Below are 25664 nucleotides of genomic sequence, written 5' to 3'. Positions count from 1 at the left end.
CAGGAAGATAAGATTTTCATTATTTTTCAATGCGGCAGTAAACAATGCGGGCAAAGATACGGGATACAGAAATTTATTTTGATGTTGAGGGTTCTGGTTTAGTCGTGGATGGTTCCCGGATGCGCGAGAAGCCTGTGATGTTCGTCATTCACGGTGGACCCGGTGCTGACCATACATCTTATAAACCCAGCTTGTCTCCTCTTAGCCAGAAGGCACAGTTGGTCTATTTTGACCACCGAGGTCAAGGACGGTCGGCTCGTGGTGCTAAGGAAACCTATACTCTGGAAAATAATGTTGAGGATATGGAAGCGCTACGCCAATATTTGGGCTTAGACAAAATCGTTGTGCTTGGTTCTTCCTATGGCGGCATGGTTGCGCTTTCCTATGCAGTTCGCTATCCGCAGAATGTCTCGCATCTAATTGTCATTGCGACAGTTCCTGATTTTCGCTTTTTGCAACGGGCAAAAGAGATTTTGGCACAACGGGGAACCGAGGAGCAAAAAGCGATCGCCCAACGTTTATGGGATGGCACATTTGAGAATGAGGAACAACTGCGCGAGTACTTTCAGGTAATGGCACCGATGTACTCGCTCACCCATGACCCAGACTCCCGGCAGAAAGGATGGGATCGAGCAATTCTTTCGGCTGATGCGATTAATGTTGCCTTTGGTGGCTTTTTGCGCTCCTACAACGTCCTCGATCAACTACACAAGATTACTTCACCGACTCTGGTGATTGGTGGACGACATGACTGGATTTGTCCTCCGGAATTCTCCGAAGAGATTGCCCAAGCGATTCCGAATGCTGATTTAAGAATCTTTGAAAACAGCGGTCATTCAGTTCGGGCTGATGAAACGGAAGCACTCCTAGATGCGATCGCTGGTTTTTTAGTTTACAAGCGTTAGGCAAGGCGTTAGCTGATTGCAGGTTCCCTTTACCAGTAGCTGAGCGATCGCTTTGCTAATCGGTTGACCTGTTGCCTGTTGATAGTAGGTAAATCCTGGAGCCGGATTGACTTCAAAACAATACCACTCCCCTGACGGTGTACAACGTAAATCGATGCCAGCTACAGGTAGGTGCAAAGCTTTTGCCAGTATCCGGCATCGAGCTTCTATATCACTGGGGAGGTAACAGGAACGGAGTTCAGCAGGAGCCGCGTATTGTGCTGCATATCGGTAATCATCCGCGTCTGAAATCACTTCACAAGCAAAAACCTCTGTGTCAACAACATGAACACGATAATCTGTTCCAGGGATGTAGTGTTGAAACTGTGTTGGACACCAGGACACATTGGCAAGACGCCCAAGATGCTCAGATCCAAGACGCGAGACTTGACTACGGATACCGCTTACAGACTTGTAAATGACGCTACCGTGACGTTCCCAAAAATCCTGAACTGCTCCGGGATCAGTAGTAATGAGGGTTTCGGGGACATTAAAGCCCAATTCTCGAATCTGAAGAAGCTGATAAGGTTTGGAATTGTTTGGAGCCATCGCCGCAGGACGGTTCACAACTAAGGCGGGTGTCATCTCCAACCAAGACAACAACGCTTCGTCAAATGCGATCGCGTGTCGCCAAGGTGGACTCATTACACCTGCTTTAGCAATCTGGGGCAGACAGCGAGAAGCATAGGGGCGGAGGTAGACTGCCGTTACGGCACTCAAGTCAATCGTTTGGTTATCACTGCGAATTGTCCCTTGGATTTGCTTACCCACACAAAGGTCGATTTCGGTATCCAAGATATCTCGTTGGTCGAGCAAGACGGTCGGAATGCCTAGGCGATTTAATTCGGCATGGACGGCAGTCAAGGGGGATTCTCCTGAAAGCCCCCATAAAAGAATTAGCATTTGCCCTTACCTGTAGTCAGGTACTCTAGTATTGCTTCAGCGATATCTCTAGAAGAGACATCGGGTAACAAGTCAGCACCCAAGAACTCAGCATTAGACTCATTACCGCTAAAATGAACAGCAAGTAAATCAACCCCTGCCACATCAGCAAGGCATCGAGCTTGGGTTGCCAGCACTCGGTCAACTGAACCAAAAATGCGATCGCCCACTACTGTAACTGTCACTGGCGATACTTCAGGAGTTTGTGGTAACACCTCAGCCCCCAGTGCAATATGTTGATGCACCTGACGCACCGGAATATCAACCTGAGCAGCGGCATAAACCCACTGTTGATGTCGCCAGTTTGGTCCCAGTAGATAGCTAGGTGTCGGACGGTTCAATACGGGACATTTCAGCCCCGATAACCAGGAAATCAGGAACGCATTCATTTCCGACGCAACGTAGGCGCGATCGTCTGGGACAATGTGGAGGAGTTCCTGCTCAAAAACACAAGGCAGGCGAGTTAGAACACTACTTATCTCTTCCACTCCAACCACTTGCCCATCAACGACTGCCGTTGAGTCCAGTAAGGATGAAGAAACCTCATCCTTACCGCTTACAGAGTATCGCCAACCAACAACTGACAAATCCTCGCAGGTGAGAAGTCTAGCTTCCTGATTTGCCCAACGGTTTACCAAAGACTGAGCAGCTTCATCATAACGACTGGCGACAACGACAAGCATTAGACTCGATTTCCTGCTTGGTTATTAACCACCTGTTCCCCAACTTCTGGGCGTTCTTGAGGAGAGATGAAAGATTTTCCTGCTGCCTCAATGCGTTCTTCTAGACCATTGATGCGCTCAGCCATCTGATTGAACATCTGCTCTATGCCACCGATTGGGATAGTAGGTACGGTATTATCCGTAACATCTTTGATCGCCTTTTCTGAGAGTTGGATTCCTCCAGACGTATCTATGATGTCTTTGATGTTTTTGGGCAAGACTGGCTCAAAAACAGACCTCAGTGTAAACAGGCTGCTACCCGTCGCTGTAGGAAGGCTGTACACGAGTTGATCAAAGTCAGGATTGGGAGCTGCTAAGTTCTGAGGTAAGAATGTTCCTCGATGCTCAGGAGTCAGCAGCACGTTGAGACCATTGAGATTAAAAGGACTCCGTAAAGAGATATCAACATACCCGCGAATCTCATATTGAGTGGTTATGAGATCTGGTGTCCCAAAGGGAGGTTGAACATCCCGACCAAGGTCAGGTAGTAAAGTTACTAAAACCGTGTCATGAGCCGGAATACTTAAGTCATAGGTGAGCTTTTTGGGATCGGCAGTAGGTACAAGTTCGCCAAAGATGTTGCCAGCGTTGCCAGCCACTACGTCACGGATTACAACGGTATCTGCAAGCGTCAGCGTCGGTGTAGTTGCCGCGAATTGAAGTCGCACGCCCACTTCAACGTTGTTGGGATTGGCAATGGTCAAGAAGTAACCTTGGGCAACTAAGCGAGAAGCCGCTCCGGGACCAAAACCAGGTGTTGAAATTGGTTTAACCAGAAGTTCAAAGGTGGATACAAGCATTGATTTACCTCAATTGAATGTATCTAACCTAACTGCCGATAGATATGGCTCGCAGTACCCGTCTGGGTACTATTCACTCACCCATAAAAAAGCGGTTCTACACTCTTGTAGAACCGCAGACATCACAAGTTAGCGGAGCAAACTTTAACGGACAAGGCTTTGTTGAGCAGTCATGTCAATGGGCTTCATAAAGTACAGTTTTAGCAACTGCCAACCACTGGAGAGATATAGGGGAAGCTTCTGGAACAATTGCAGGAATTTGGGAGTATTTGAAGACGCGATCGCACTCAGTTTTTCATTATTGCGAATGCAAACATCTAAGCGATCGTAAAACTCCGGTTTCTCTACATCCAGAATCACTGGGAACACCCGTCCTGCGGTTTCGTTCGTCTTCTTGATCACATGAATGTCATACTCACGGGCATCCAATCCCAAACTCGAATAAAATCCAGAGCGTTGGATGTCATTGAGGTACATGGTCGCAAAGACGGATAGCAGGAAGAAGCGACACCACAGCTTTGCCTTCCAATCATTCAGAGTATCAGGCTGCGCTCTCATCAGAGCATCGAAGAAGTCACCGTGACGGTTTTCATCCTGACACCAGTTTTCAAAGAAGCGGAAAATCGGATAAATCCGGTCTTCAGGATGCGCTTCCAGGTGCCGATAGATGGTGATATACCGCCAGTAGCCAATCTTCTCAGACAAATAGGTGGCGTAGAAGATAAACTTCGGCTTAAAGAAGGTATATTTGCGGCTCTTTGTTAGGAATCCCAAATCCAACGACAGATTGAAGTCTGACATCGCCTTGTTGAGGAATCCTGCATGACGTGCCTCATCGCGAGACATCAAGTTAAAGCACTCTGCCAGCAGTGGGTTTTTATCCTTCAAGCGGCGTCCCAGTTCTTTGTAGAGCAAGAAGCCAGAAAACTCGGCTGTGCAAGAACGCTCTAAGAACTCCACAAACACTTGGCGGGTTTCCCCATCAATGTGGTTCCAGGACTGCTCAAACTCCGCGTCCCGGACAAAGTGGTGGCGATTGTAGTCGGCGCGAAACTCTTCTAGGATTGCCAGCAGCTCATCCTCGTTGGGCGAGAGATCCATCCGCGCCATTTCATCGAAGTCAGTGGTGTAGAACCGGGGTGTCAGCAGGGTTTCCTTTGCTGGGACTTTGACACCTGGTCGCAGCTCATCAAAGCCCGGTTTTTTGAGGGAATCTACCATCTTCTTTTTTTATCGTTTTGCCTTGGAGGGTCGTGCTAATGCTGTGTTTGGCTAGATGGAATTCAGTCTACCAAGGCGAAGGGGTATGAAACCCAATTAAAACGTTAAGAGTTGCAACATCGTAGTTTGTTATTGGAGGATGGAGGATGAGGATTTAGATCTGAATTCTGCTTCAGAGTCCTAGTCCCCAGCCCCTAGCCTCTAATTTCTCGCCAGCCACTTTTGTGCGTTTAGACGTTGCATCGTGTAAAACACAATCAGGTCTAGCGTTACCCGGCGCTCATCAATCATGAAAGACTCTAGCGTACTAGGTTTTGCACCATTGGTTGCCCAGGAAAAAGCCTTCTGCTTGCTGATGTCTTCGTCAGGGAAATAAACGTTAAATTTGCGCTGTCCATCTTTCCAGGAACCCGCCACTTGCCAGCAGTCATCACCTTGACTTAAACCAGCAATCTGGATTTTGTCCTTGACAAAATTCACCTTTACATCCTCAATGCCTTCTTTGGCAAAGGCTTTCTTCAAGGCTGGCACATAGTCTTGTTCGATAAATTCCTGAAAGGGTTTGTCTTCAACAGCAGGTGCCTTCTCTTTTTTGGCTTTAGCCGCAGGCTTGTCACCAGCAGCTTTAGCCGCAGGCTTTTTTGCCGCTGGTTTATCTTCTGCTTGTTGTTCAGCCGAGGCAGCAGGCACATCAGCATCAGTTTGAGTATTTGTATCCTCAACTGCCGTGTCTGTGGTTGGCTTCTCTCCGGCAGCATTTGGATTAGTGTCTGGATTTAGCGCCTCAGGACTAGGAGCATTAGCCGAGGGAAAATCGGTTGCTACTGCTTCATCGGTACTGGGAGCATGTTCTTTAGAATCATCCGGTGTCCGTGATTCTCCAGCCTCTGGATTAGGAGAACCTGATGTGGGGTCTTTGGTGTTTGGATCGGGATTTGACTTTTCTGCCATAGCTCTGGTGAATCCTTATCTCTATGTCTGGGGCGAGCGCTTAATTTTGGGTGTTTGTATATTTATCTTTAATCTTTGCATAGGATTGCCAAGGGAGTATCCAGCTTCCGAAAGAAGTAAATCTGTTTAGTTGAGAAGCTGTTAGCTAGCTTATTAATGAACTGGTTTTAGGAGAAAGGGAAAAGGCTATTTTCCTTCCAGCTTTTGCTGTTAAGTCAGATTGCACAATTAAATTTGCGATCGCTTAATCCCCTTGTTATAGAGAAAGCCAATGACGTTTATAAGAAAAATGATGATTAGCCGAGAAATTTTACCAATTTACGCAACAAAAATCGGCAGCACTCCTTTCCCTAACTACTCTAGCTAGAGGAAAGAAACGCTACCGCTTCTTAGTTAATTTATTTAATTCGGTTCACAGTAGAAATTAGACTAGCTCAGCCACCAGCAACCGCTGGTACAATGCTTACTTCATCTCCATCTTGAAGAGCTGTCTCTGTACCTTCTAGAAAACGAATATCTTCACTATTCACATAGAAGTTCAAAAAACGTCGTGGTTTTCCTTGTTCGTCACACAGTCGCCCTTTGATACCAGGACAACTGGTTTCTAGAGAGTCGAGCAGTTCAGTAACATTGTTAGCGGCACACTCAATCGTTGCTTGGTCGTTGGTAAATTTTTGCAGAGCAGTAGGAATCAGAACTTTGACAGCCATAGATTAGTTGTTGGTTGTTCGTTGTTAGTTGTTGGTTGTTGGAGTCGTGAGGAATGAAGGTTTTTCACTCACAACGTTGAAGAGTGAGTTACGGTGTTCTGTTAAAAAGCTGATAGCTGACAGCTTTGGAGCTATACAAGGACTTGTTGCCATTCGAGGCGATCAAGAGTGCGGGAACGCTCTAATGCTCGCTCGAAACTCTCTAGCTTCGCTTCAATTGTTAGAGGTTCGCCGATGTAGCCTTGGACAGCTTCTTGAGTCTTCAATCCGTTGCCAGTGATGTAAGCGACTGTGGTTTCATCAGGGTCAATTTTTCCTGCTTCTACCAGCTTCTTCAGTACGGCGATTGTCGTGCCACCTGCGGTTTCGGTGAAGATGCCTTCGGTTTCTGCTAGCAGCTTCATGCCTTCAATGATTTCCGCATCAGTAACTGATTCAATATGACCGCCAGTTTTACGCGCTACTTCCAAAGCATAAACGCCATCTGCTGGGTTACCGATCGCGATCGACTTAGCAATTGTACTCGGCTTAACAGGTGTTACAAAGTCTCGATTTTCCCGGAAGGCTTGAGCGATGGGGGAGCAACCTTCTGCCTGTGCCCCACTAAAGCGAACCGCTTTATCCTCAACCAGACCAACTTTGATGAATTCTTGGAAGCCTTTGTAGATTTTGGTGTACTGAGAACCAGACGCAATTGGAGCAACAATGTGGTCGGGTAGCTTCCAGCCGAGTTGTTCAGCTACTTCATAACCTAAAGTCTTTGAGCCTTCGGAGTAGTAGGGACGCAAATTGATGTTAACGAAGCCCCAACCGTGGGTATTAGCAACCTCACAACACAGACGGTTAACTTGGTCGTAGTTCCCTTGGACTGCCATCACTGTGGGGTTGTAGATGAGCGTGCCCAAGATTTTGCCAGCTTCCAAGTCAGCGGGAATGAAGACGCAGCAATCTAGACCTGCATGAGCTGCGATCGCAGCGGTAGAATTAGCCAAATTGCCAGTGCTAGCACAGGAAACTGTAGTGAAGCCTAACTCTTTCGCTCTAGTGAGAGCAACAGACACCACCCGATCTTTGAAGCTCAGGGTGGGCATATTAACCGCGTCATTTTTGATGTAGAGATTTTTCAGACCAAGGCGACGCGCCAAGCGATTCGATTTCACCAACGGTGTCATTCCCGTACCGACATCAATCGGGGTATCTGTCTCAACAGGTAAGAAGGGACGATAGCGCCAAATTGAATGTGGACCTGCTTGGATACTTTCGCGAGTTACCTGGCGTCGGAGAGCGTCGTAATCATAGCTAACTTCCAAGGGTCCAAAACACAGCTCACAAACGTGCAATGCCTTAAGTTCATACTCTGCGCCACACTCCTTGCAGGTCAAAGCTTTAAATGTGGCAGATGTCGCTGTTGTCTGGGGTTGTGTCGCCTGAGTCATGAGTCAATCTCTTTGCATCCTTCAACGGTCGATTGATAGTAACACAGGCAACAATACCCGTCAAACATACCCGACTTTTTTTGTCGGGTATAAATTTAAATCGCTCTTCCTAAAGGCGGAAATTCGTCCTGATAGTTATCGCCTCTATAGGTATAGAGGAATGGTAGATGCACCCTGTATTCACCCCCCAAGCTGTACGGTTCGGGGGTTTTTTCTTGTCATTTTTTCGGTGCCAGTCATGGCAAATGACTCTGGCAAGCTATATTCAAAAACTGAATATATAATTTAATCAAGATAAATATATAAAGTGTGATATGCCAAATCGAAACAAGGACGACACTCTGGATTTGACCTTGATTGAGGAAGCTATTCTCAATGCACTGATGTTTCGAGATCGTTATGGGCTGGAGATTATGTATGCGATCGCACAAGCTAGTAACGGTGAACGAAGCATCGGTTTCAGTTCGCTCTACCCAACATTACGAAAACTGGAAAAGCGCGGATTTGTGACTTCTCGCTGGGGCGATGAAGCACCGGAAGAAACGACTGGTGCACGCAGACGCTACTACAAGCTCACAGGTTCTGGCTTGCAAGCCATGGAGAAAAAACAACAATTTCTCAAAGCATTACAGCAATTGGAACCTGTATTGGGAGAGGTTTAGACAATGCGACGAACCTCTCAACGACGCACTCCTCGATTTTTGTGGATAGCACGTTTCATCCTGCGTTTTGGCAAAACGATTGCCAAAGCCTTCACTTATCTAATGCTAGAATTCACGCTCTACATTGCAATCGGAGGACTGGCGATCGCTCTCCTATCTCTAGGAATGTCTAGTAATGTTGCTCTCAGTCTGAGTCTAGTTCTAGTCATCTTTAGCCTTTTGACGACTTTTCTTGCTTATTGGCAGCACCAAATCATCGCCAAACGACGGACAAAAGCGAATTCCTCCCTTCTAATTACAGGCGAAGTCAAGTTGGCAGATTGGATTGCTCAAACTCTTTGTGCTAAAGCCTCTCAAGAGTGGGAAGAGTATCAAGACTGGCTACATGACATTCTGTTGGTTCGTCGTCAGTTGCTAGATAGTGGTTCTTCTCGTTGGAAAGTGACTCTACTAACCTACTGGCGGTTAATTGCACTCTGTGTCACTGTCACTCTGATCAAGCTAAGGAGGTTGGTACTTGCGGCAAGGAGGCTGCGCTAGAAATTGGCATCCTTTATAGGTTGTGCAGCTTAACGGCAAAGCTCACTGGCAAACGATAACCGCATACTAACGACGCTCAAACCCTGTGTTGCCTTGTCTGCTCAGAGGTTTCTGAACTGGATGCTGGTAGTAGACGAGGAAGATATTGTTCCAGTTAGCTTTGCCATCCCCTTCTTGAGGGCTAATCTCTAAACCTGAGTGCGGTCAGTTAAGATTTCATAGCCGTCAGCAGTTACCAGCACTGTATGCTCAAACTGAGCCGACAAAGCATTATCAACAGTCACTGCTGTCCAGCGATCAGATAATATGCGTGTGAACTTAGAACCTGCATTTACAATTGGCTCGATCGCTAAAGTCATTCCAGCGCGAAGCTTGACATTCGCCATCTCGCGAGTACGGAAGTTGAAGACATGAGGTTCTTCGTGCAGGTTTCGTCCAACACCGTGACCTGTAAAGTCTTCAACGACACTAAAACCATTGGCTTTTACATGGTCTTCAATCGCACCAGCAAGATCGAGCAAGTAAGCTCCTTCTTTAACTTGTTCAATCCCTTTATAAAGTGCTTCTTCTGCCACACGGATTAACTTAGCTGCATCAGGTGTCACCTGACCAACCGCGATCGTAATGCAAGAGTCACCGTGAAATCCTTGGTAGTACGCCCCCGTATCAACTTTTACGACATCCCCAGCTCGAATTACTTTCTTGGCGCTAGGAATACCATGTACAACTTCGTTGTTGACGCTGGAACAGATAGAAGATGGGAAGCCATGATAACCCTTAAAGCTAGGCGTTGCATCCATCTCACGAATGCGCTTTTCGGCATGGGCATCCAAGTCAGCCGTCGTCATCCCCGGCTCAACCATCTCAGAAATTTCTTTGAGTACCGTTGCGACAATCTTTGCCGCTTGCCGCATGATTTCGATTTCACGCTCAGACTTGATTTCAACACCGCGACGTTTTTTCTTAGTACGAGGCGGTTCCGTTGGTTTGAAAAGCAGATTAGTCAAAATGTTCATGCGAATCAATAAATGGCTAAGATATTGGCATCCAAACAGTTAAGTGTTAAGCCCGACTACATTTAATGGGGTCACAACAGCATAGAAATGTTAGACCAGCTTATTTCACTAAACTGTTTGAGAAGGAGCCGATGCCGAATCAGTAGATCAGGTGATTTTACACTTTACATTAGCTTAACATTGCTTGATTTCGAGGGGTAGAGAACAGTAAAGCTCAGGCTCTAAGTGATCCCAGCTTTGTCGGGTTGAGTCTGTGGGAACTTAGAAAAGACTATGGAGCGATCACAATTTCTCCAGTCATGCCTGCTTCAGTATGTCCAGGTATCGGACACCGCAACGAGTAATTCCCTGTTTTTAGAGGCACGAAACCCACTCAGCTTCGCCTCCGGGCTTCAGTTCTAGTTCATGAATTGCGCCTTTGATTTCTACTTTTCCGGCTTCAACTTTTTGAGTCCAGATACCATCTGCAAAGTCTTTTGCCGTGAAGTAGTGCTTTTGCGGACTGGGGTTATCCAGCACAAGTTTATAGCGTTGACCAGCCACAAACTCTAAACTACTGGGGAAAAACTTTAACTCGTTATCGCTATTGCCCAGTGATACTCTAACTTCATTGATCTGAGGAGCCGCAACAGCTTGTATAGAGAAGATGCCAAAGTAAAAAACTATCCCCAGCATTATCCCTAGACAGCAACGGAGCCACTGGTGGCGTAAATACTTAGTAATAGAAACAATAAACGGCATCATCACCCTATCCACAATCCAATATTTTCAACAACTGTATATTTTCTTTCTCCCTCTGCCTCCCATGCTTATCTTCACAGGAGGAGCAAGGGCATTTGAAAACTTTCCTTACTCCTACTGTCTCATTGAATCGCTCTACCTAGCTGCGGATACAGCAGGCCCCGCAGTGACAACGATCAGATTATCGGGACGAAGCAATTCCTTCGCCGTCTGATTGACCTGTTCTAAGGTAACGGCTTCAATTCGATTGACAAACTCGCGTAGTTCTTCCGGTGCCAAACCGTAGACTTGATTCCTCAAAATTGTCTCGGCTAACTCATCAGGGTTAGCCAGGGCAACCGGATACTGGCTAGTGATTGAGCGCTTAGCTGTGTTGACTTCAGCACTCGTAAGACCCTTTTGTTGGATTTCTTTGAGTAGAGAGATGGTACTAGCGATCGCTTTTTGGGCATCTTCCGGCGCGGTTTGCATTTGAATTAAAAATGGGCCTGGATTCATTCCTGCCTGGAAGTAGCTATAGATGCCGTAAGTCAAGCCTTGGCGATCGCGTATTTCGGTTCCCAAGCGACTCGATAAGGTATCACCACCCAGAATCTGATTGAGTACCAACGCCGCATAGTAACGTGGGTCTTTTCGGTCAATCCCTCGATAACCCAGGTAAGTAACTGATTGGACTTTACCAGGAAGCACTGGGTTTAGTTGAACAATTTTTTGTGGCAGTTCTACCTTTGGATAGTTCGCAACAGGAGGTTTACCACCGACTTTCCAACCAGAAAGCTGAGTTTCCAAAAGCGATCGCACACTTGCCGGGTTAAAATCTCCCACCAAAGCCAGCACAGTTGTATCAGGACGGTAATGTGTCTGATAAAAGCGCACCACATCGTCACGAGTAATACTTTTTAAGCTATCCGCCGTTGGAAAAGCATGGTAGGGATGATTCTCTGGATAAATGGCTTGCTGGAAAGTCCGTCGTCCCAGTTGCGCTGGCGTATCCAACTCAACAGCGAGACTCGTTAAGGTTTGTTGACGAGTCAGTTCCAGCTTGTCTGTTGGAAAGGTAGCATTTTGAACCACATCAGCAAAGGTCTGAATCAGGATAGGTAAGTCTGCGGCTAAGCTATACCCGCCAATATCCACACCCTCTCGGTACGCACCAAAGCCTAGACTCGCACCTCGTTCCTCCAATGCTTTCGCAATCGTCAAAGCCTCTCGTGTTTTCGTTCCATTCATCAGATTGCTTGCTGTCAGATCCGCCAACCCAGCTTTAGCCATTGAGTCAAACTCTGTACCTCCTCGGATACTGCCACTTAGCGTTACAGTCGGCGTACTGGTGTCAGGGAAAAGCAAGACTTGCAGACCATTCGCTAAACGCAACACTTCTGGAAGCGCCTGAGTAGACGGTGTTGCCGATGAATCGATAGGTGGCAGGTACTGCGCTACAACCACCGGGTCTACTGGTGGTCCTGCATTGAAGTTCTCAGTGGTTTGACTTTCCCCTACACTCTCCATATCTGATTGACCATCCAACTGAGTTGGCTCAAAAAAGCCGACCGTTCGCTTCTCGCTCTTGAGGTAAGTTTGTGCAACGCGCTGGACATCATCACGAGTGACGTTCTGAACACCTGCTAAATAGCGGTCTGTAAAGCGATAATCTCCACCTGTTGATTGGTCAGAACCGAGTTGCAGTGCTTGGCTTGTAATATCCCGGTTCCCCAAGATCACATCAGCAGAGAGTTGGCGTTTTGCCCGACTTACTTCTTCCTCGGTAACGCCTTTATCCTGTAACGTTGCAATCTCTGAAGCGAAAACTTGCTCAATTTTGCTAAGTTCTTGACCCGGTGCAGCAGTTGCGGCTAGTTCATACCAGCCTGATTCAATCAAGTTAGCGGCATATCCGGAAAAAGCACTCGCTAAACCAGTTTCCACTACAGCTTGATAAAGCCGGGAATTTCGCCCCTCAGTCAGGATGTAGTCCATCACGTCTATCGCTGGCACATCGGGATGGTTAATTGCAGGTAACGGATAGACTTGCTCTAGAAGTGCAGCACTACCCTCTTCACGCAGAACAATTCGGTTGTTAATTGTTGGTTGTTGGTTGTTGATTGTTGGTTGATTGTTACTAATCTCTTGTGAGGAGTTACTGATTTTTGGTACTTTGCCAAAGGTTTCTTTGACTTGTGAGAGAGTCAGTTCAGTTTCAAAGTCTCCTACGATGACTAATGTGGCATTGTCAGGGCTGTAGAACCTACGGTAGTAATCCTGCACCTGCTCAACGGTAAACTTTTCCACATCTGCCTTGGTTCCACCCACAGGTAAACCGTATGCTTGGTTGGGAAAGGCAGCCCGCATTACGGCGCGGCTAAGTCGGTAGCTGGGGCTGTTTTCGTACCCTTGCAACTCAGAAATCACGACATTCTTTTCACTTTCGAGTTGCTGCGCTTCGATGTTGGAGTTTTGCATCCGGTCTGCTTCTAAAGCTAGCAGCGCTGAGAGTTTTTCCCGCTCAACTGTTCCGAAGTAAGCTGTATTGTCGTAACTGGTAAAGGCGTTGGAGTCGCTGCCTAAGGCACTAAAAAGGCGACCAAATTGAATCGGACGGTCTTTGGTGCCTTTGAAGAGCATATGTTCGAGTTGGTGAGCAATTCCATTCACGCCTTGTGCTTCGTTACGTGACCCAATTCGATACCAAACCTGTACACTGACTACTGGTGCTGTATGTACTTCCTTGGTTAAGACAACTAGACCATTGTCTAGTACTGTTTTTCGTACATTTTCAGTAAGTGCTAGGGGGGCGACCTCAGTGCTTGTGGCTGGAGGTGGGGACTGAGAAACGTCTGTCTGAGTAGAAGAAGCTTTCGTAGCAAATAACACAGCACTCAAGCAGAGGCTAAAAAGCAAAACTAGAAAGCCGCGACGACGCCAAGTTGAGCCGTAATACATAAATTTAGTTAAACAACATCGTCAATAGAATTGAGGATTTATCAAGGTTGAGTGTTAAGTTTTCACCTTGATTGATAGGTAGTTAATTTTTCCGGTTCGAGCTATTTGAGTTACAAGCTCAAAATTAAAAATTTTAAACTATTGCGGGCTAAGAACGCGGATAAATTCTAAGGGTAGACCATCGGTGTCGGCAATGAAAGCGACTTCGTAAACCTGGGAACCAATCATCTGTTGGGTCGGTTCTAGAAGAATTTTTAAGGGTTGGAATTCGTCAGGGTTACGGCGTGATGCTTCGGTAAAGCGTTCTTGTAGACTGGTTAACCACGTTGGGAGGTTAGTTGTCGCACTTGTAAGGTCAAATGATAAATGGTAGTACCCAACGTAATGCTCATCTCCAAAGGCATCTGCTGCAGGTTTTGGTTCAGGAATTTGGATAAGTTCAATTCTGCCGCCGAGTCCTTCCATCCAACAGGCGAGGGTAATCCCGGCGGTAAAGCGTTCTGAAATTGTAAATCCTAACTGTTCGTAGAACGAGATCGCTCGATGAATATTCGCAGTACGAATCGAAGCGTGGTGCATTAGCGTTAGTTGCTCGTTGTCTGTTGTCCTAGGTTAGTAGCAACATCAAAGACTACTAACCTAGGACAATGCGTTACCTTACTTACTCAAACAGTCGGAAATAAGGATAGCGCACCGGGACACCTGGTTCTTTTTCCAAATCGAAATTAATTACTTCCCAGCAAGGGTCTTGTTCCGGTTCCGGGCTAAATTCCACGGGTAACCCATAAAGTCGAGGTCGTGCTGGTTCTGATTGTCCGCGCCAAGGCGTACTCCGCTCCAAATAAGCACTCACTAACTCTCGATAACGACTGGCAATGATTACCCGCGTTGCTCGATAGCCCTGAGTATAGAGCCGATCTAGCGCTTCATGAATTTCAAAGCGAATTCCGTCAGGATGCGTGTGCTGTCGATACCACTCATCTTTCCACTGACGCCAATGACGCCCAGATTGTAAATGAATCAGTTCACCCGTCTTTGGGTCTGCCTCGAAGGCACCATGACGCGGACAGAGATAAGTATCAGTCAACGTCAATGCCGGAATTGACTGACGACAGTGAGGACACTGAATCTCCGGACCAAATACCGGGTACTGCAAGCCAGAATTGATCATCAAGTGCTATGGGCGTCTCTACCGTGTGTGCTAGTACCTTTGGTTTTTATTATAGATTGCCACCGAGGACACCTTTCTCTTTTTTACGGATTGGGACACAAGGCTAAATAAAAACTTGAAAGCCTAGGAATTCAGCTTTAAGGTACTGCTAAAGTTAAATCATACTGGACACTAGAGTTCAAGCCATACACTAAATTCAAGTCTTAACAAGTCCTGAGTCGTGAATCATCTCAACTCACATTTCTCGTCTACTACGTCCTACTGGTCTCCCCCTGATCTTTCTCAAGCTGCCTTTATCGCCCCCAATGCTGTAGTCATTGGTCAGGTATTACTAGCGGCTGGAGCTAGTATTTGGTACGGTGCCGTTGTGCGAGGAGATATTGAGCGTATCGCGATCGGCAAGTGTACAAATATTCAGGATGGTGCAATTTTGCATGGAGACCCTGGCAAGCCAACGATTCTAGAAGACTATGTTACCGTAGGTCATCGTGCGGTCGTTCATTCAGCTCATATTGAACGCGGTAGCCTGATTGGGATTGGTGCTGTGGTGCTAGATGGTGTCCGGGTTGGTTCAGGCAGTATTGTTGGTGCTGGTGCTGTGGTGAGTAAAGACGTTCCGCCTTTATCACTGGTAGTTGGCGTTCCGGCTAAGCAATTACGCGATGTCTCACCTACCGAGGCAGCTGAACTGATTGAACATGCAAAGCGATATGAGAAGCTTGCACTAGTACACGCTGGAAGAAGTACTGACTTGGGATTTACGACACCCCACTAACTGAAGTACCAAACACAAAGAAATCCTGTAGCCATCTGAACCAATTTGCCTAAAAATAGAAAAATGAGAAACGTTCAAAAAACTTCAAGCGTTAAGTGAGGATAAAAACATGGAATTTGATTGGCGTATAGTAGCCGTTTTGTCTCCTGTCATCTTGGCAGCTAGCTGGGCATTATTCAATATCGGTGCTGCTGCGCTTAAACAAGTCCAAGGATTTCTCAATCGGTAAGTCCTAGACGGCACTAGGTACAAATGACAAAAAGCCAGCTAACCAATGACCAAATAAAGTTAGCTGGCTTTAGTTATTCGTGTTCTACCCGAAACACATTAGCGTAGAGACTTGCAATGATTTGCTTTCCGGTAACTGTCAACTCTAAGTAGCGTAACGCTGGCTGGATGTAACCAGAGACAACGTTCCAGTAGAAGTTTGGATAGTTCTTACGCAAATCACCACCAGAAGAGTAACCAAACGTCTTGTTCACGCCAGTTTCTTCAAACTCATAGAACAAGGCAGGCAGTTTTTGCAAGTAGCGTGGGTCAGCCAGTTGACCAATTAAGTCAGCCGCCCTTACCAAACCTGGATAATTAGCCGTCTCCAAGTACTTTTTATCTGCTGGTACTGGAAAACGAGTTAGTTCAATATTGCGCTTAACCGCTTCTGTATCAATCAGTGAATGAGTACCAAAGCGCTCATCAATGAAAAGTTTAGCTCGGTCTACGTGAAAAGGAGCCAAGCTGGCGTCGGTTGAACCAAACGGCAACGAGATCATCATATCGTCTAGCCCCGTTGCATACAACTGATCATCTTCACTGTCACTACGGCAGATCCCCTTGACATAGCCAATGTCGTGGCACAGCCAAGAAATGATTAGGTTTAACCAGTCTTCGCAGGAGACGCTTCCTTCGCGGAGGTACTTACCCCGCAGAACTTCCTGTCCTACTAAAGTTACTAAGATAGTGTGTTCTACGTCGTGATAGAGAGCGTCGCTGTTGGCAATAACTTCCAAAGCCATATTTCCTGCCCAACCAAGAATATCAGCATATTCTGATCTGAAGCTGCCGAACGTTTGGCGATATCCAGCTTGCAGGCGCTTAACACAGTTATTAATTATCACCTCTGTAAGATTAAACATCTTGCTAACCTCTGAAAAATTTAAACTAAGTAGGTGAATTAAATTAATGAAGACATCTGTCTAAACTCCTCGTTATTCAAGTCGTTCGCCTCAACGAAAACCAACTTAAATTAACTATCATTAGTGTGTGTCAAAAAAACAATAAAGGCAACCAGAAAAACTCATAGTTTTTACATATCCTATTTAAGCTGTTTTGTCTACGAAGGCTTGACAAATTATCTGAAGACAAACAAACTCATAAAACCTCAGTAAAGCTCATGAATTTAATGAGTATCTACTTGTTTTACTAGGCGAGAATTACAATAAGAGCAATGTTGCTATTTCCTATCCCAGAGCCTAAAGGTTATTAAGAGATGATTGAGCGTAGCTTAGCGCTTGAAAAGATACAGCTTATGATTAACTCCAGGTGTCTTACTTCTTGCCTCCGTCCACAGCTAAAGAGTTATCTCTTCATTGTTACCGTCATCACTTATTTGACAGAAATAAACATAATATGTTGTTGATGTAAAATATTTCTCTAGAAGATTTTCATCACTATTTTGTCGATTATGTTCATAGATAAGTTATGTCATTTTTTAGAGATTTTAAACAAACTATGAATGTTGAAGAAGCATTAGAGTTTGCAGACAAATTAATTTATTCTCAAACAGCAAAGCATCTAAATGACCTTGAGCGAGAAATATTTTTAGGGTCATGGCAAGGTCAGACTTACGAAAAAATGTACCCACTTAATCCTGAGTACGTAGAAAAAGATGTTGGTTATAAGTTATGGAAAAAGCTCTCAATGGTCTTGGGAGAAAAAGTCACTAAAAAAAATTTCCGAGGGGCATTAGAGCGAGCTTTGAAGCAACAGCAGTCTCAGTTAGGAGAATCACCATCTCAGTTAACTGACTCACCAGAAGAAAGAGTAGAGGTTGCGACAAAGAGAGTTTTCATTTCACACCGATCGCATGAGCCAGAACTTAGTCTCGCCGCACACTTATGTAATGCCATCAACGCTTCGGGAAACCAAGCTTATATCGCTAATGTCGGAGCAATGTCTTCAGAACGTTCTCAACTGGGGAAAGATTGGCTGTCTCAGAGTGATTCAGCATTTGAAGAGTGCGACTACTTCTTACTACTACTATCTCCACAAGCTGCCGTGAGTGAAATGGTGCTTGAGGAGTTACGGCGAGCTAAGGAGTTGCGTGATTCTCGCCGAACAAATAAACCTGTTGTGCTGCCCATCCGAGTAAATTGTCCTCTTAATGCCCCATTGAACCACGACCTACGCAGCTACCTCCAAGGGATTAAGCAGCGTGAGTGGACATCAGCGGCTGACACACCAACAATTGTGCAAGATGTTTTAAACCTTTTGTTGAGGAATCGAGAGGACATTGGCAGTAATGAAGAACTTATAACTTCGACAAATACCGATGAACCAGGTAACAGTGAAATCTTCTCCCCCACTTCCTACTCTCCACTTCCCACTCCCTTACCTGTTGCAGAACCGGAGTTGCCGAGTGGTCAAGTGCGTCTAGCATCTGCGTTTTATGTGGAGCGAGTTCCGTTTGAAGCTCAGTGCTACAAAGAGATTTCACAACCTGGCGCACTAATCCGGATTAAAGCACCGAGGCAGATGGGCAAAACGTCCTTGATGGCGAGGATTCTCTATCAGGCAAAAGAGCTAGGCTATCGCACTGTTCCTCTAAGCTTTCAACACGCTGATGCTGCCGTTTTCACCAATCTGAATGAACTTTTGCAGTGGTTCTGCGCCAGGATTACTCGGAAGCTGCGGTTACGCTACCAAGTTGATGAGTATTGGACTGATACTTATGGCAGCAAAGATAACTGCACGATTTACTTTGAAGATTGTCTATTGTCGGAAAGCGAGCAGCCATTGGTGTTGGGCTTAGATGAAGTCGATCGCGTTTTCCAGTATCCCAAAATTGCTGATGATTTTTTTGGTCTGTTGCGTGCTTGGTACGAAAACGCTGGCTATGGTGACCAAGATAGTGGCTTATGGGAAAAATTTCGATTGGTGGTGGTACATTCAACAGAGGTTTATATTCCACTTAATGTTAATCAGTCGCCCTTCAATGTAGGGTTGCCAATTGAGTTGCCGGAATTTACTAGTGAGCAAGTAAAGGATTTAACCCAGAGGCATGGTTTAACGTGGAATACGGCTCAGATTGAGCAACTTATGTCCATCGTCGGCGGACATCCCTATCTGGTGCGAGTTGCTCTTTATCACATGGCGACTGGGCAGATTACGCTTGAACAGTTGTTGCAAGTTGCCCCTACAGAAGCGGGACTCTATGGAGATCATCTGCGTAGGCACTTATGGACTCTTCAACAGCATCCAAAGTTAGCGGCTGCCTTTGCGAAGGTAGTGACTACTAGCGAACCTGTGGAATTAGAGTCAGTACAAGCTTTTAAGTTACACAGTATGGGTTTGGTTCAGTTGCAGGGCAACTATGTCACGCCTCGTTTTGACTTATATCGTCAGTATTTTCGCGATCGCTCTTTGGAGGGCGAAAGCGAGGGCATAACTACAACCTCATACGAATGTCACTCTCACAACAGCGAAAAGTAATCATTTGTAGAAAAACCCAGCTTGGGGGCTGGGGGTTAGGCTTTTAATGCACAAGGTAATCAAATGCGATCGCTTTCACTCAACTCACTGCTACTACCGCGTTTTCAAATCCAATCGCTGCCTACCCAGTTTCGCCTCCAATTCTCCCTTGATGCGATTGAGAATTGAAGTTTCATCCAGAGAAGAGAGAATACGACTCACAATAGTTTTTGGACTATCTGGCCCCCAAGATGCCCCATTTGCCAAATAAAACTTCGTAACTTGTCCTATGGCATAAGTAGAGACACCCGCAACACCTGCCTGAGTTACTGCTACAGACAGATAAGGCGCTAAGGATACCCCCCCCGTTGCTGGTACCGAAAGACCCAACAAACCTTTAAGGGAACCCAATCCAAGCGTTGCCAAAAGTTCACTTGCGCCAATCCCACCCATACTAAGCGCGATTTTTTGCAGCAACCCGATCGCACCCTGCTGGGTCATAGAAATGCCGTAGAGTTTGGATAAGGTGAGAATCATCACCACATCAATTACAGTAGCGGTGAGAATGTCAAGGACGGTAACAGGATTGAGTGCGATCGCAACTGCCTTCGTCATTACCGCTTTCCAAATAATCTGATTGGCACTCTCCTCCCGAATCGTCATTTTCCGTTTGACGAGTTGCTCATTCAGATCACCCGCATACAGCATCGTGTTGAGGGCAATCAACGACTTTCCTTCTCGATGCAAAATCTCTAAGATTTTCAGCTTCAAATCCTGAATCTGTGGTGTGCCTGGACGACGCTGTACCCCAACAGTACCATCAGCACGTCGAGTCGCAACCGCCACTAATGGCGAAGCTGCCACCATGACAATCTCCTCTGGTGAAAGCAACTGACGCACCCGCTCATCTCGAATTTTGCAGTAGATTGCCTGTCGATCTGCATCGGGATACTGGTCGATTTTGTTGAACACCAACAACATCGGTTTGCCACTTTCCCGCAGTTTAGAAAGCGCCTCGTATTCCACCTTAGTCATATCACCTGCGATGATAAACAGAAGCAAGTCTGCCTGTTTTGCGACTGCGATCGCTAACGCTTCACGAGTTTCACCCTCTACTTCATCAATTCCTGGCGTATCAATAAGCTGAACTTGGGAATCGCCAATACTCGGTAGTGCGACTCGCAGGATCTCCTGATTTGTGTCTCCCACCGTTTCTTGCGTCAACTGCCAGTTAGCGTTATGACTATCACGGGTGACACCATGCAAAGCCCCCGTTTCAAACACAGGTTGACCCAATAAGGCATTGAGTACCGAGGATTTGCCACGTCCCACCATACCAAAAGCCGCAATCTGGATACAAGAATGTTCCAGTTTGTCCAGTAGGTTGGTTAAATCATTGATTTGGGACTCTAAACCCGCTTGCTCTTTGGGTGTCAAGTCGAGATTCGTCACCAAGTCCCGTAGTGCGTCTTGTGCCTGCTTGTAGTTCAGTTCCGCCTGAATCTCTTCAACACTCAAGATCGCCCTGTCCAACTCCTGATCTGAAGCAAGAGAATCCAGGAAGTCAGGTTCTGGTAATGAATCTGTCAAAATTGTACCTCCTGCCATTGGCCACTTTGAAAGCTTGCTTTGCCGTCAATACTATATGACTACTATTCTCATGCTAGTCACTGTTGGGCTAAGCGGCTTGTATCAAGAGTGTGGAATCCACCATCCCAAGCGCCAGCATTTGTGATGCCATACTCTCTCTCAGGCATTGATAATAGTATTGAGACATAACGGATACACCATTGCTCAAGCGAAGAAGACACTATAAATTGCTTTTTTATTGTTTTCTGGGTCTGAGCCTAGTCATTTTAGGTTCAGGCGCTTTTCTCTACTATCAATTCTTACAAGTTGCTGGAGAGAGGCATTCAACCAACTATAAAATTTATAGTCAAGCACCTTTTAATCAGTCTAGTTATTATCCTCTAAATCAATCGATTTCATCTCGTCACTATCAACCAGTAGGAACATGGACGGGACGATTGATTTTACCAACAAAAGAGCAACGCCAAACGGTTAATGGTGTTCTCTTTGAAGTTCATCATGCGGATGCTGTCCATCAGAATTTAGTAGGAACGATAGTGAACTTGAGGTGGAGCAATGATGCAGAGGTGCAAGATTATGTGCAGGCGGTCACCCAAGATGTTCGCTTCACCCAACAAACGCAAGAAAGTAAAAACCAAGGAAACTTGCATCCCGATCGCTTAAATAATTGGCTGCAAGTTGACCCCTTAGAGTCACTAGCTGGAGCAAGACCTGATGATAATGTGATGGTAATGCTGAAAGCACCAACTGTTGTAGAGGAAACAGGCAGCGATCGCCCAACATTGCTCCTGAAAAACGAACCGATCCAAATTACAGGTCGTTATTACGGCTTAGTGACGATTACTGAGCCGCAGATTAAGAGTTCTGATACATTTTTAGTGCGTCACTTTAACCCAAATTCAAAGCAATTTGATGGTTCCGAAGAGATGATTCGAATTCCGCAAGTTCCAGCAGATCGGCGTGGAGTATTCCGCTCTAAAAACCAAGGTTTAGAAAAATCACCTTTTAACTCAAGTGGCTGGTATATCTATGGCGCTAAAGATGCCGATGGCATTTTTGTGACACAAGCGATCGCACCTCGCGCCCTATTACAACTCCAGCCCGATGAAGTACGCTTGGGAAGAAAAGCGGCAGTTAACTACATTAACAAAAAATACTGGCGAGGCACCCAGGCACAAAAGGGCAAAGCGAAAACCGTTCTTCTCGACCCAACTACGAAACAAAGCAAGCAAGCGCTATCTCAATGGCGAGAGGGAGACCAAGCAATTGTCCTGCATACTTTTGGGGGCATTGGTGGGAAAAAAGCAGAATCGGCTTCCCTTGGTGTAGTCACAGGTCATTTTGCCTATGGACTAGCTAGTGTCGTGCGGGAACCCTTGACCCAAGAATTACGCTTTGACATTGAATATCAACAAGTGTATGCCCATAACCCGGATGGTATTGTTTCTGGGACAATCTCCTGGCCAAGTTACATGGGCGATTTGCAACGGGGTTGGTTGGGTAATCGTCCGGTTTCGGATATTCTAATCAAACTGGATGCGGTGACCGAAGATTACAACTTTGACGGCATCATAGTGTCACCTCTAAAAGAATTTACCCGCCAGATGGATATCATGATGGCGCGTTACCGGATTGGAGATGGTACAGGTGTTGCCGTCGTGAAACCAGCTACCTCTTGTGTCCAGGATGCTAATCAGGCACTATATGCATCTATTAAGCGGATTGAAGCGGCAATCCAGACTAACCCAGATATTCAAGCTTGGCTCCAGCGTTATCCCGATCACTCTCAAACTCGGCGCTTTGGGAAGTTGGTGGAGTTAGGGCGATCGCTAGAGCGTCAACTGGTGCCACTGGGGATTGTGCGCTCTGATTGGCACAAAAATGCTCAACTCCTTGCAGGAACTCAATCAGAAACAAGCTCTGCAAGTAATTTCTTGGCGGCATTGACGACTTGGCGAACGGTACTGCCACGACGAGCACACGATGAAATTGCCACAACTTTTCTCAAGAATGGAGCGTCTATGTGGTTAATCCGCACGAATCAGGTTGGTGGATTCGACCCAGATATTGAGCCGCTTGCCCCTACTGCATTATTCGGTCATCGCGTTCATTGAGATTTTATAGTGTTGGTGTCCCCTCTCATTGGGTACAACAGCTAGACGAGAGTGAGTAACGTTTGCTTCATCGAAAAAGTCGGCTGCTAATCCTTGCAAGGTCAGACTTAAACTTCATCAGGATTGATACCCAGTTCCCGTAGCTTCTGGGCTAGTCGATCGGCACGTAGCCGTTCGGCATCTGCGCGTTCTGCACCCGTGGGAATGACTTGTCCGTCGCGATCGCACCAGCGCAACCACAGCCGACTCACGGCCTCTTCAAACTGCCCTGCCCACAGCGTTAGCCCCAATCCAACGGTTTCCAACCAAACAGACTGCCCCACTTCGGCAATTCCCTCGACTGGTGTGTGTTCCACATACCGTCCTGATGTCAGCGTCCAGACTCGCAGCAGCGCCCGATTCATCTCACGCTCACCCTGAATCTGCCGCAGTGGATCGAACACCACATAGTAAGGGACACCAATCTGAGCATAAATGTCTTTCTTGCAAACTTCCTTGCCCTTTTGTTGCGATTTCTGGCTCAGGGTTAACTCATCGCCTTCCTGATTCGACACGATCTCAATGCAGACATCGGGGACTTTGCCAAACTCCCAAACGAAATAGGAGCGATTTCGCCTCTGAGATAAATCCTCGGCGCGTTGCACCCCTAAACTGAGCAGAACATCAGGAACAATTGGATCGCCCTTCAACTTGTAGAACAGTCCCACATTTGCTTCAGCGACGAATGGCAATGGAATGGCTCTGGAACTGCAAGGGGCATCTATCAGTAACCGTTGCTGTTGAGCAGATTGAAAATTATCCACAGGGGTATCGTCCTCGATGACAAGGTGGCTAATGTCAAGCTCGGTGACGATTTCTTCCGAATTTTCTTCTGTATTGAGAAGTTGTTGAGTCATGAGCAGCAATCAGAACCCGACAATTTATTATCGTCTAATTAGCTATTGGTATTTAGACTAAGGCGCTCTGACTCAGCTACGCTGAGTAGAGCGAAACGCACTTGCAGTGACATTTCGGAGTAGAAATTGATGACAAATTAGCTCAAGGACAGTGTTCTTGAGCAATGCTAAGTAAAAAGAGAAGGATTTAGGGCATTAAGACGACTTGTTTCGGCGTTTTTTGACTCGATTTGAGCCTTTTTTGACTAGAGGATAGCGGGTTCTGGGCTGCCGTGCCTGACCTGGAGGCCAGCCGGGAGATTTTCCGCGTTGTTTAGGAGCTTGAGCTGGTGTATCAATCGCGGCTAAAACTCCAGCAAAGGCTTGAGCGACCCGTCCGGGAGTGAGTTTGTCGATTGGCTTATGCCAAGGTAAGGGATTATCTGTGACAATATCACGCGCTAACCACAATTCCCAGCTCATTAGAGGCATTAAGTCACTCCACCGCTCACACTGTTTGGGAGTACTCAGTTTAGGAAGAGTCCAGTGAAGACGTTGCTTAGCGAAACGATACCAGTGGTCAACACCAAAGCGGCGTAAGTAGAGCTGCCACAGTTGACCCAGAGGCGGCATCTTCTCTCCAATCCAAGCTAGCCACAAGGGTTTGGCAAGATGTCCTGTTCGTCGCGGCTCGATACGTTCAACTCGCAACACTTGCATCGGGTGTGAAGCCGCACCTCGGAAATGTAAGTTTGACCACAGGCAGATTCTCAGGAGTCCTAGCTTTGGGTCATCCACTTCTAACTGTTCATCCGCTTCCCTCCAAGTTGAGGAGTCATTGAGCTTGAATTTCTGCCCATGCTTACGAGGACGACCTTTGCCACCATAGGGGGGCGGTGCTGTCCACAGACAAAGATTAGAGCGTAGGCGCATCAACTTATCGGCTGGAATGTCAGCGGTTTTTAGCACGAACGGAGCACAGCCATACTCACAATCCCACAACGAGATCGGTCGTACTGGTAATACACAGCACACTTGTCTTAACTGCCCAGCCGCTTTTTCGAGGGGGGTTTGCCAACTGGTAATCCTCTCATGCCTCAGGGGTAAAGCCCAACTACCTGACTCTTCTGGTATCCAAGCAATCGTACTGTAACCCTGACCGATCCCAATCGGACGATTCCCTGGCACCGCTGTGCAGCAATGCTCAATGGTACGCTCTTGCAGTGTCACTGCCTCCGGTCGTGGCCAGATGGTATGATCACCAGCAAGGATGGGACGCACAGATGCAGGTATCTGCTCAATATACAGCTTCATCAATTTTTGCCGCTGCGGTCGGCTATCTTGCAATGCTTCATAAATGCTGGGCCACTTGCGTCTAAATACTGGACACAGCGATAAGTCTGCCAGTGAGTAAGCGTTGCGAGTCAGTAGGACGGCATCTGTTAGTTCAAATGTTGCATCACGGGCTTTGCCTAGGCGCTCGTATGCCGCTTGACGAAAAGCTCTCAGTTGGTCAAAAGTTGGCATAGCGGTTGTTGAGATTTGGTTGTGCTTGTCTCATCTTCCGCCCTGGGGCGTCTGTTTCTATTGCAGACTGCCCTTGGTTCTCAACTTCTTTGTCTTAAGCGCTTCCTTCCCGTCTTGAGCCTACGCTCCTATGCTTGCGCTCTCTCAGCGTAGCTGAGTAGAGCGCGTTAGTCTAAAGTACAATAGCTAGGGTTTGCTGAATAATTAATGGAAGACCCACAGAAGGATTGATGAGTTATTCAAGCCGACAACTCAATAAGCTTTTGTTTTCCTTCATGAATAGAACTATAGCTTTTGATA

The 25664-nt window shown here is 46.5% G+C and carries 26 protein-coding genes; 8 read left to right on the top strand and 18 right to left on the bottom strand.

The window, feature by feature from the left end; genetic code table 11:
* Positions 1 to 44: 44 nt before the first annotated feature.
* Positions 45 to 905, top strand: coding sequence for an alpha/beta fold hydrolase (locus H6F98_RS10600; protein ID WP_192218652.1), 861 nt, complete (start codon positions 45 to 47; stop codon positions 903 to 905).
* On the opposite strand, the gene H6F98_RS10595 is transcribed toward H6F98_RS10600, so the two are convergent.
* The 7 genes from H6F98_RS10595 to thrC form a co-directional block, all read right to left on the bottom strand.
* Positions 888 to 1847 (bottom strand): RimK family alpha-L-glutamate ligase, encoded by a 960-nt coding sequence (locus H6F98_RS10595; protein ID WP_192218651.1) that lies wholly within the window; start codon positions 1845 to 1847, stop codon positions 888 to 890. The genes H6F98_RS10600 and H6F98_RS10595 overlap by 18 nt on opposite strands.
* On the bottom strand, positions 1841 to 2569 hold the full coding sequence (locus H6F98_RS10590; RefSeq protein ID WP_192218650.1) for a hypothetical protein: 729 nt from the start codon (positions 2567 to 2569) through the stop codon (positions 1841 to 1843). Before H6F98_RS10590 ends, H6F98_RS10595 begins: the two co-directional genes overlap by 7 nt.
* Positions 2569 to 3408: a hypothetical protein gene (locus tag H6F98_RS10585; RefSeq protein WP_192218649.1), complete on the bottom strand. Its 840-nt coding sequence runs from the start codon at positions 3406 to 3408 to the stop codon at positions 2569 to 2571. The genes H6F98_RS10590 and H6F98_RS10585 overlap by 1 nt, the downstream gene beginning before the upstream one ends.
* A gap of 144 nt (positions 3409 to 3552) precedes the next feature.
* A complete protein-coding gene (acsF, locus tag H6F98_RS10580; protein ID WP_192218648.1) occupies positions 3553 to 4629 on the bottom strand; it encodes a magnesium-protoporphyrin IX monomethyl ester (oxidative) cyclase in 1077 nt (358 codons plus the stop codon).
* Between the two features lie 201 nt (positions 4630 to 4830).
* A complete protein-coding gene (locus H6F98_RS10575) occupies positions 4831 to 5580 on the bottom strand; it encodes a DUF2996 domain-containing protein (RefSeq protein WP_192218647.1) in 750 nt (249 codons plus the stop codon).
* A gap of 434 nt (positions 5581 to 6014) precedes the next feature.
* The gene (locus tag H6F98_RS10570; protein ID WP_192218646.1) at positions 6015 to 6290 is read right to left on the bottom strand and encodes a MoaD/ThiS family protein; all 276 of its coding nucleotides are present in this window, start codon (positions 6288 to 6290) and stop codon (positions 6015 to 6017) included.
* Between the two features lie 131 nt (positions 6291 to 6421).
* Positions 6422 to 7726 (bottom strand): threonine synthase, encoded by a 1305-nt coding sequence (gene thrC / locus H6F98_RS10565; RefSeq protein ID WP_192218645.1) that lies wholly within the window; start codon positions 7724 to 7726, stop codon positions 6422 to 6424.
* Between thrC and H6F98_RS10560 the strand changes: the two genes are divergently transcribed.
* From H6F98_RS10560 to H6F98_RS10550, 3 genes are read left to right on the top strand one after another with little or no spacing between them, the layout of a single operon-like run.
* Positions 7725 to 8015 carry a hypothetical protein gene (locus H6F98_RS10560; protein WP_192218644.1) on the top strand — a complete coding sequence of 97 codons (291 nt, stop codon included), beginning with the start codon at positions 7725 to 7727 and terminating at the stop codon, positions 8013 to 8015. The two genes, thrC and H6F98_RS10560, sit on opposite strands and share 2 nt — an antisense overlap.
* A gap of 25 nt (positions 8016 to 8040) precedes the next feature.
* Positions 8041 to 8388, top strand: coding sequence for a PadR family transcriptional regulator (locus H6F98_RS10555; RefSeq protein ID WP_192218643.1), 348 nt, complete (start codon positions 8041 to 8043; stop codon positions 8386 to 8388).
* Positions 8389 to 8391: 3 nt separating this feature from the next.
* Positions 8392 to 8928: a hypothetical protein gene (locus H6F98_RS10550; protein WP_192218642.1), complete on the top strand. Its 537-nt coding sequence runs from the start codon at positions 8392 to 8394 to the stop codon at positions 8926 to 8928.
* Between the two features lie 188 nt (positions 8929 to 9116).
* Here H6F98_RS10550 and map read toward each other — a convergent pair whose 3' ends face one another.
* The 6 genes from map to H6F98_RS10525 all read right to left on the bottom strand — a co-directional run bounded on the left by map (position 9117) and on the right by H6F98_RS10525 (position 14796).
* Positions 9117 to 9944 (bottom strand): type I methionyl aminopeptidase, encoded by an 828-nt coding sequence (map, locus tag H6F98_RS10545; protein WP_192218641.1) that lies wholly within the window; start codon positions 9942 to 9944, stop codon positions 9117 to 9119.
* A gap of 271 nt (positions 9945 to 10215) precedes the next feature.
* Positions 10216 to 10308: a sulfocyanin-like copper-binding protein gene (locus tag H6F98_RS34590; RefSeq protein ID WP_396811386.1), complete on the bottom strand. Its 93-nt coding sequence runs from the start codon at positions 10306 to 10308 to the stop codon at positions 10216 to 10218.
* A complete protein-coding gene (locus tag H6F98_RS10540; RefSeq protein WP_396811383.1) occupies positions 10299 to 10688 on the bottom strand; it encodes a hypothetical protein in 390 nt (129 codons plus the stop codon). The genes H6F98_RS34590 and H6F98_RS10540 overlap by 10 nt, the downstream gene beginning before the upstream one ends.
* 132 nt (positions 10689 to 10820) lie before the next feature.
* On the bottom strand, positions 10821 to 13625 hold the full coding sequence (locus H6F98_RS10535) for a pitrilysin family protein (RefSeq protein WP_192218640.1): 2805 nt from the start codon (positions 13623 to 13625) through the stop codon (positions 10821 to 10823).
* 138 nt (positions 13626 to 13763) lie between these two features.
* Positions 13764 to 14204 (bottom strand): VOC family protein, encoded by a 441-nt coding sequence (locus H6F98_RS10530; RefSeq protein WP_192218639.1) that lies wholly within the window; start codon positions 14202 to 14204, stop codon positions 13764 to 13766.
* Positions 14205 to 14286: 82 nt separating this feature from the next.
* Positions 14287 to 14796, bottom strand: a complete 510-nt coding sequence (locus H6F98_RS10525; RefSeq protein WP_192218638.1) for a TIGR02652 family protein — start codon at positions 14794 to 14796, stop codon at positions 14287 to 14289.
* Between the two features lie 220 nt (positions 14797 to 15016).
* Here H6F98_RS10525 and H6F98_RS10520 point away from each other — a divergent pair, with 220 nt between their 5' ends.
* A complete protein-coding gene (locus H6F98_RS10520; protein ID WP_192218637.1) occupies positions 15017 to 15571 on the top strand; it encodes a gamma carbonic anhydrase family protein in 555 nt (184 codons plus the stop codon).
* Between the two features lie 109 nt (positions 15572 to 15680).
* Positions 15681 to 15800, top strand: a complete 120-nt coding sequence (locus H6F98_RS10515) for a photosystem II protein Y (RefSeq protein WP_192218636.1) — start codon at positions 15681 to 15683, stop codon at positions 15798 to 15800.
* Between the two features lie 73 nt (positions 15801 to 15873).
* Here H6F98_RS10515 and H6F98_RS10510 read toward each other — a convergent pair whose 3' ends face one another.
* The gene (locus H6F98_RS10510; protein ID WP_192218635.1) at positions 15874 to 16704 is read right to left on the bottom strand and encodes an Npun_R2479 family HD domain-containing metalloprotein; all 831 of its coding nucleotides are present in this window, start codon (positions 16702 to 16704) and stop codon (positions 15874 to 15876) included.
* A gap of 595 nt (positions 16705 to 17299) precedes the next feature.
* Here H6F98_RS10510 and H6F98_RS10505 point away from each other — a divergent pair.
* Positions 17300 to 19279 carry an AAA-like domain-containing protein gene (locus H6F98_RS10505; protein WP_192218634.1) on the top strand — a complete coding sequence of 660 codons (1980 nt, stop codon included), beginning with the start codon at positions 17300 to 17302 and terminating at the stop codon, positions 19277 to 19279.
* 93 nt (positions 19280 to 19372) lie between these two features.
* On the opposite strand, the gene H6F98_RS10500 is transcribed toward H6F98_RS10505, so the two are convergent.
* Both H6F98_RS10500 and H6F98_RS10495 read right to left on the bottom strand, forming a co-directional pair.
* A complete protein-coding gene (locus H6F98_RS10500) occupies positions 19373 to 20848 on the bottom strand; it encodes a DUF697 domain-containing protein (RefSeq protein ID WP_396811376.1) in 1476 nt (491 codons plus the stop codon).
* A 77-nt stretch (positions 20849 to 20925) separates the two neighbouring features.
* Positions 20926 to 21069: a hypothetical protein gene (locus H6F98_RS10495; protein WP_192218632.1), complete on the bottom strand. Its 144-nt coding sequence runs from the start codon at positions 21067 to 21069 to the stop codon at positions 20926 to 20928.
* A gap of 216 nt (positions 21070 to 21285) precedes the next feature.
* On the opposite strand from H6F98_RS10495, the gene H6F98_RS10490 reads away from it, so the two are divergent.
* Positions 21286 to 22962, top strand: a complete 1677-nt coding sequence (locus H6F98_RS10490) for an abortive infection protein (RefSeq protein WP_192218631.1) — start codon at positions 21286 to 21288, stop codon at positions 22960 to 22962.
* Positions 22963 to 23069: 107 nt separating this feature from the next.
* On the opposite strand, the gene H6F98_RS10485 is transcribed toward H6F98_RS10490, so the two are convergent.
* Entirely contained in the window at positions 23070 to 23858 is a 789-nt protein-coding gene (locus H6F98_RS10485) for a Uma2 family endonuclease (RefSeq protein WP_192218630.1), read from the bottom strand.
* Between the two features lie 195 nt (positions 23859 to 24053).
* Positions 24054 to 25364, bottom strand: coding sequence for an NF041680 family putative transposase (locus tag H6F98_RS10480; protein WP_192218629.1), 1311 nt, complete (start codon positions 25362 to 25364; stop codon positions 24054 to 24056).
* Positions 25365 to 25664 lie beyond the last annotated feature (300 nt).

This window comes from Microcoleus sp. FACHB-SPT15, assembly GCF_014849525.1.
Classification (GTDB): domain Bacteria; phylum Cyanobacteriota; class Cyanobacteriia; order Cyanobacteriales; family Coleofasciculaceae; genus Symplocastrum; species Symplocastrum torsivum.
The sequence above is the reverse complement of the archived record's forward strand: the minus strand, read 5'-3'. Positions and strand labels throughout refer to the sequence as shown.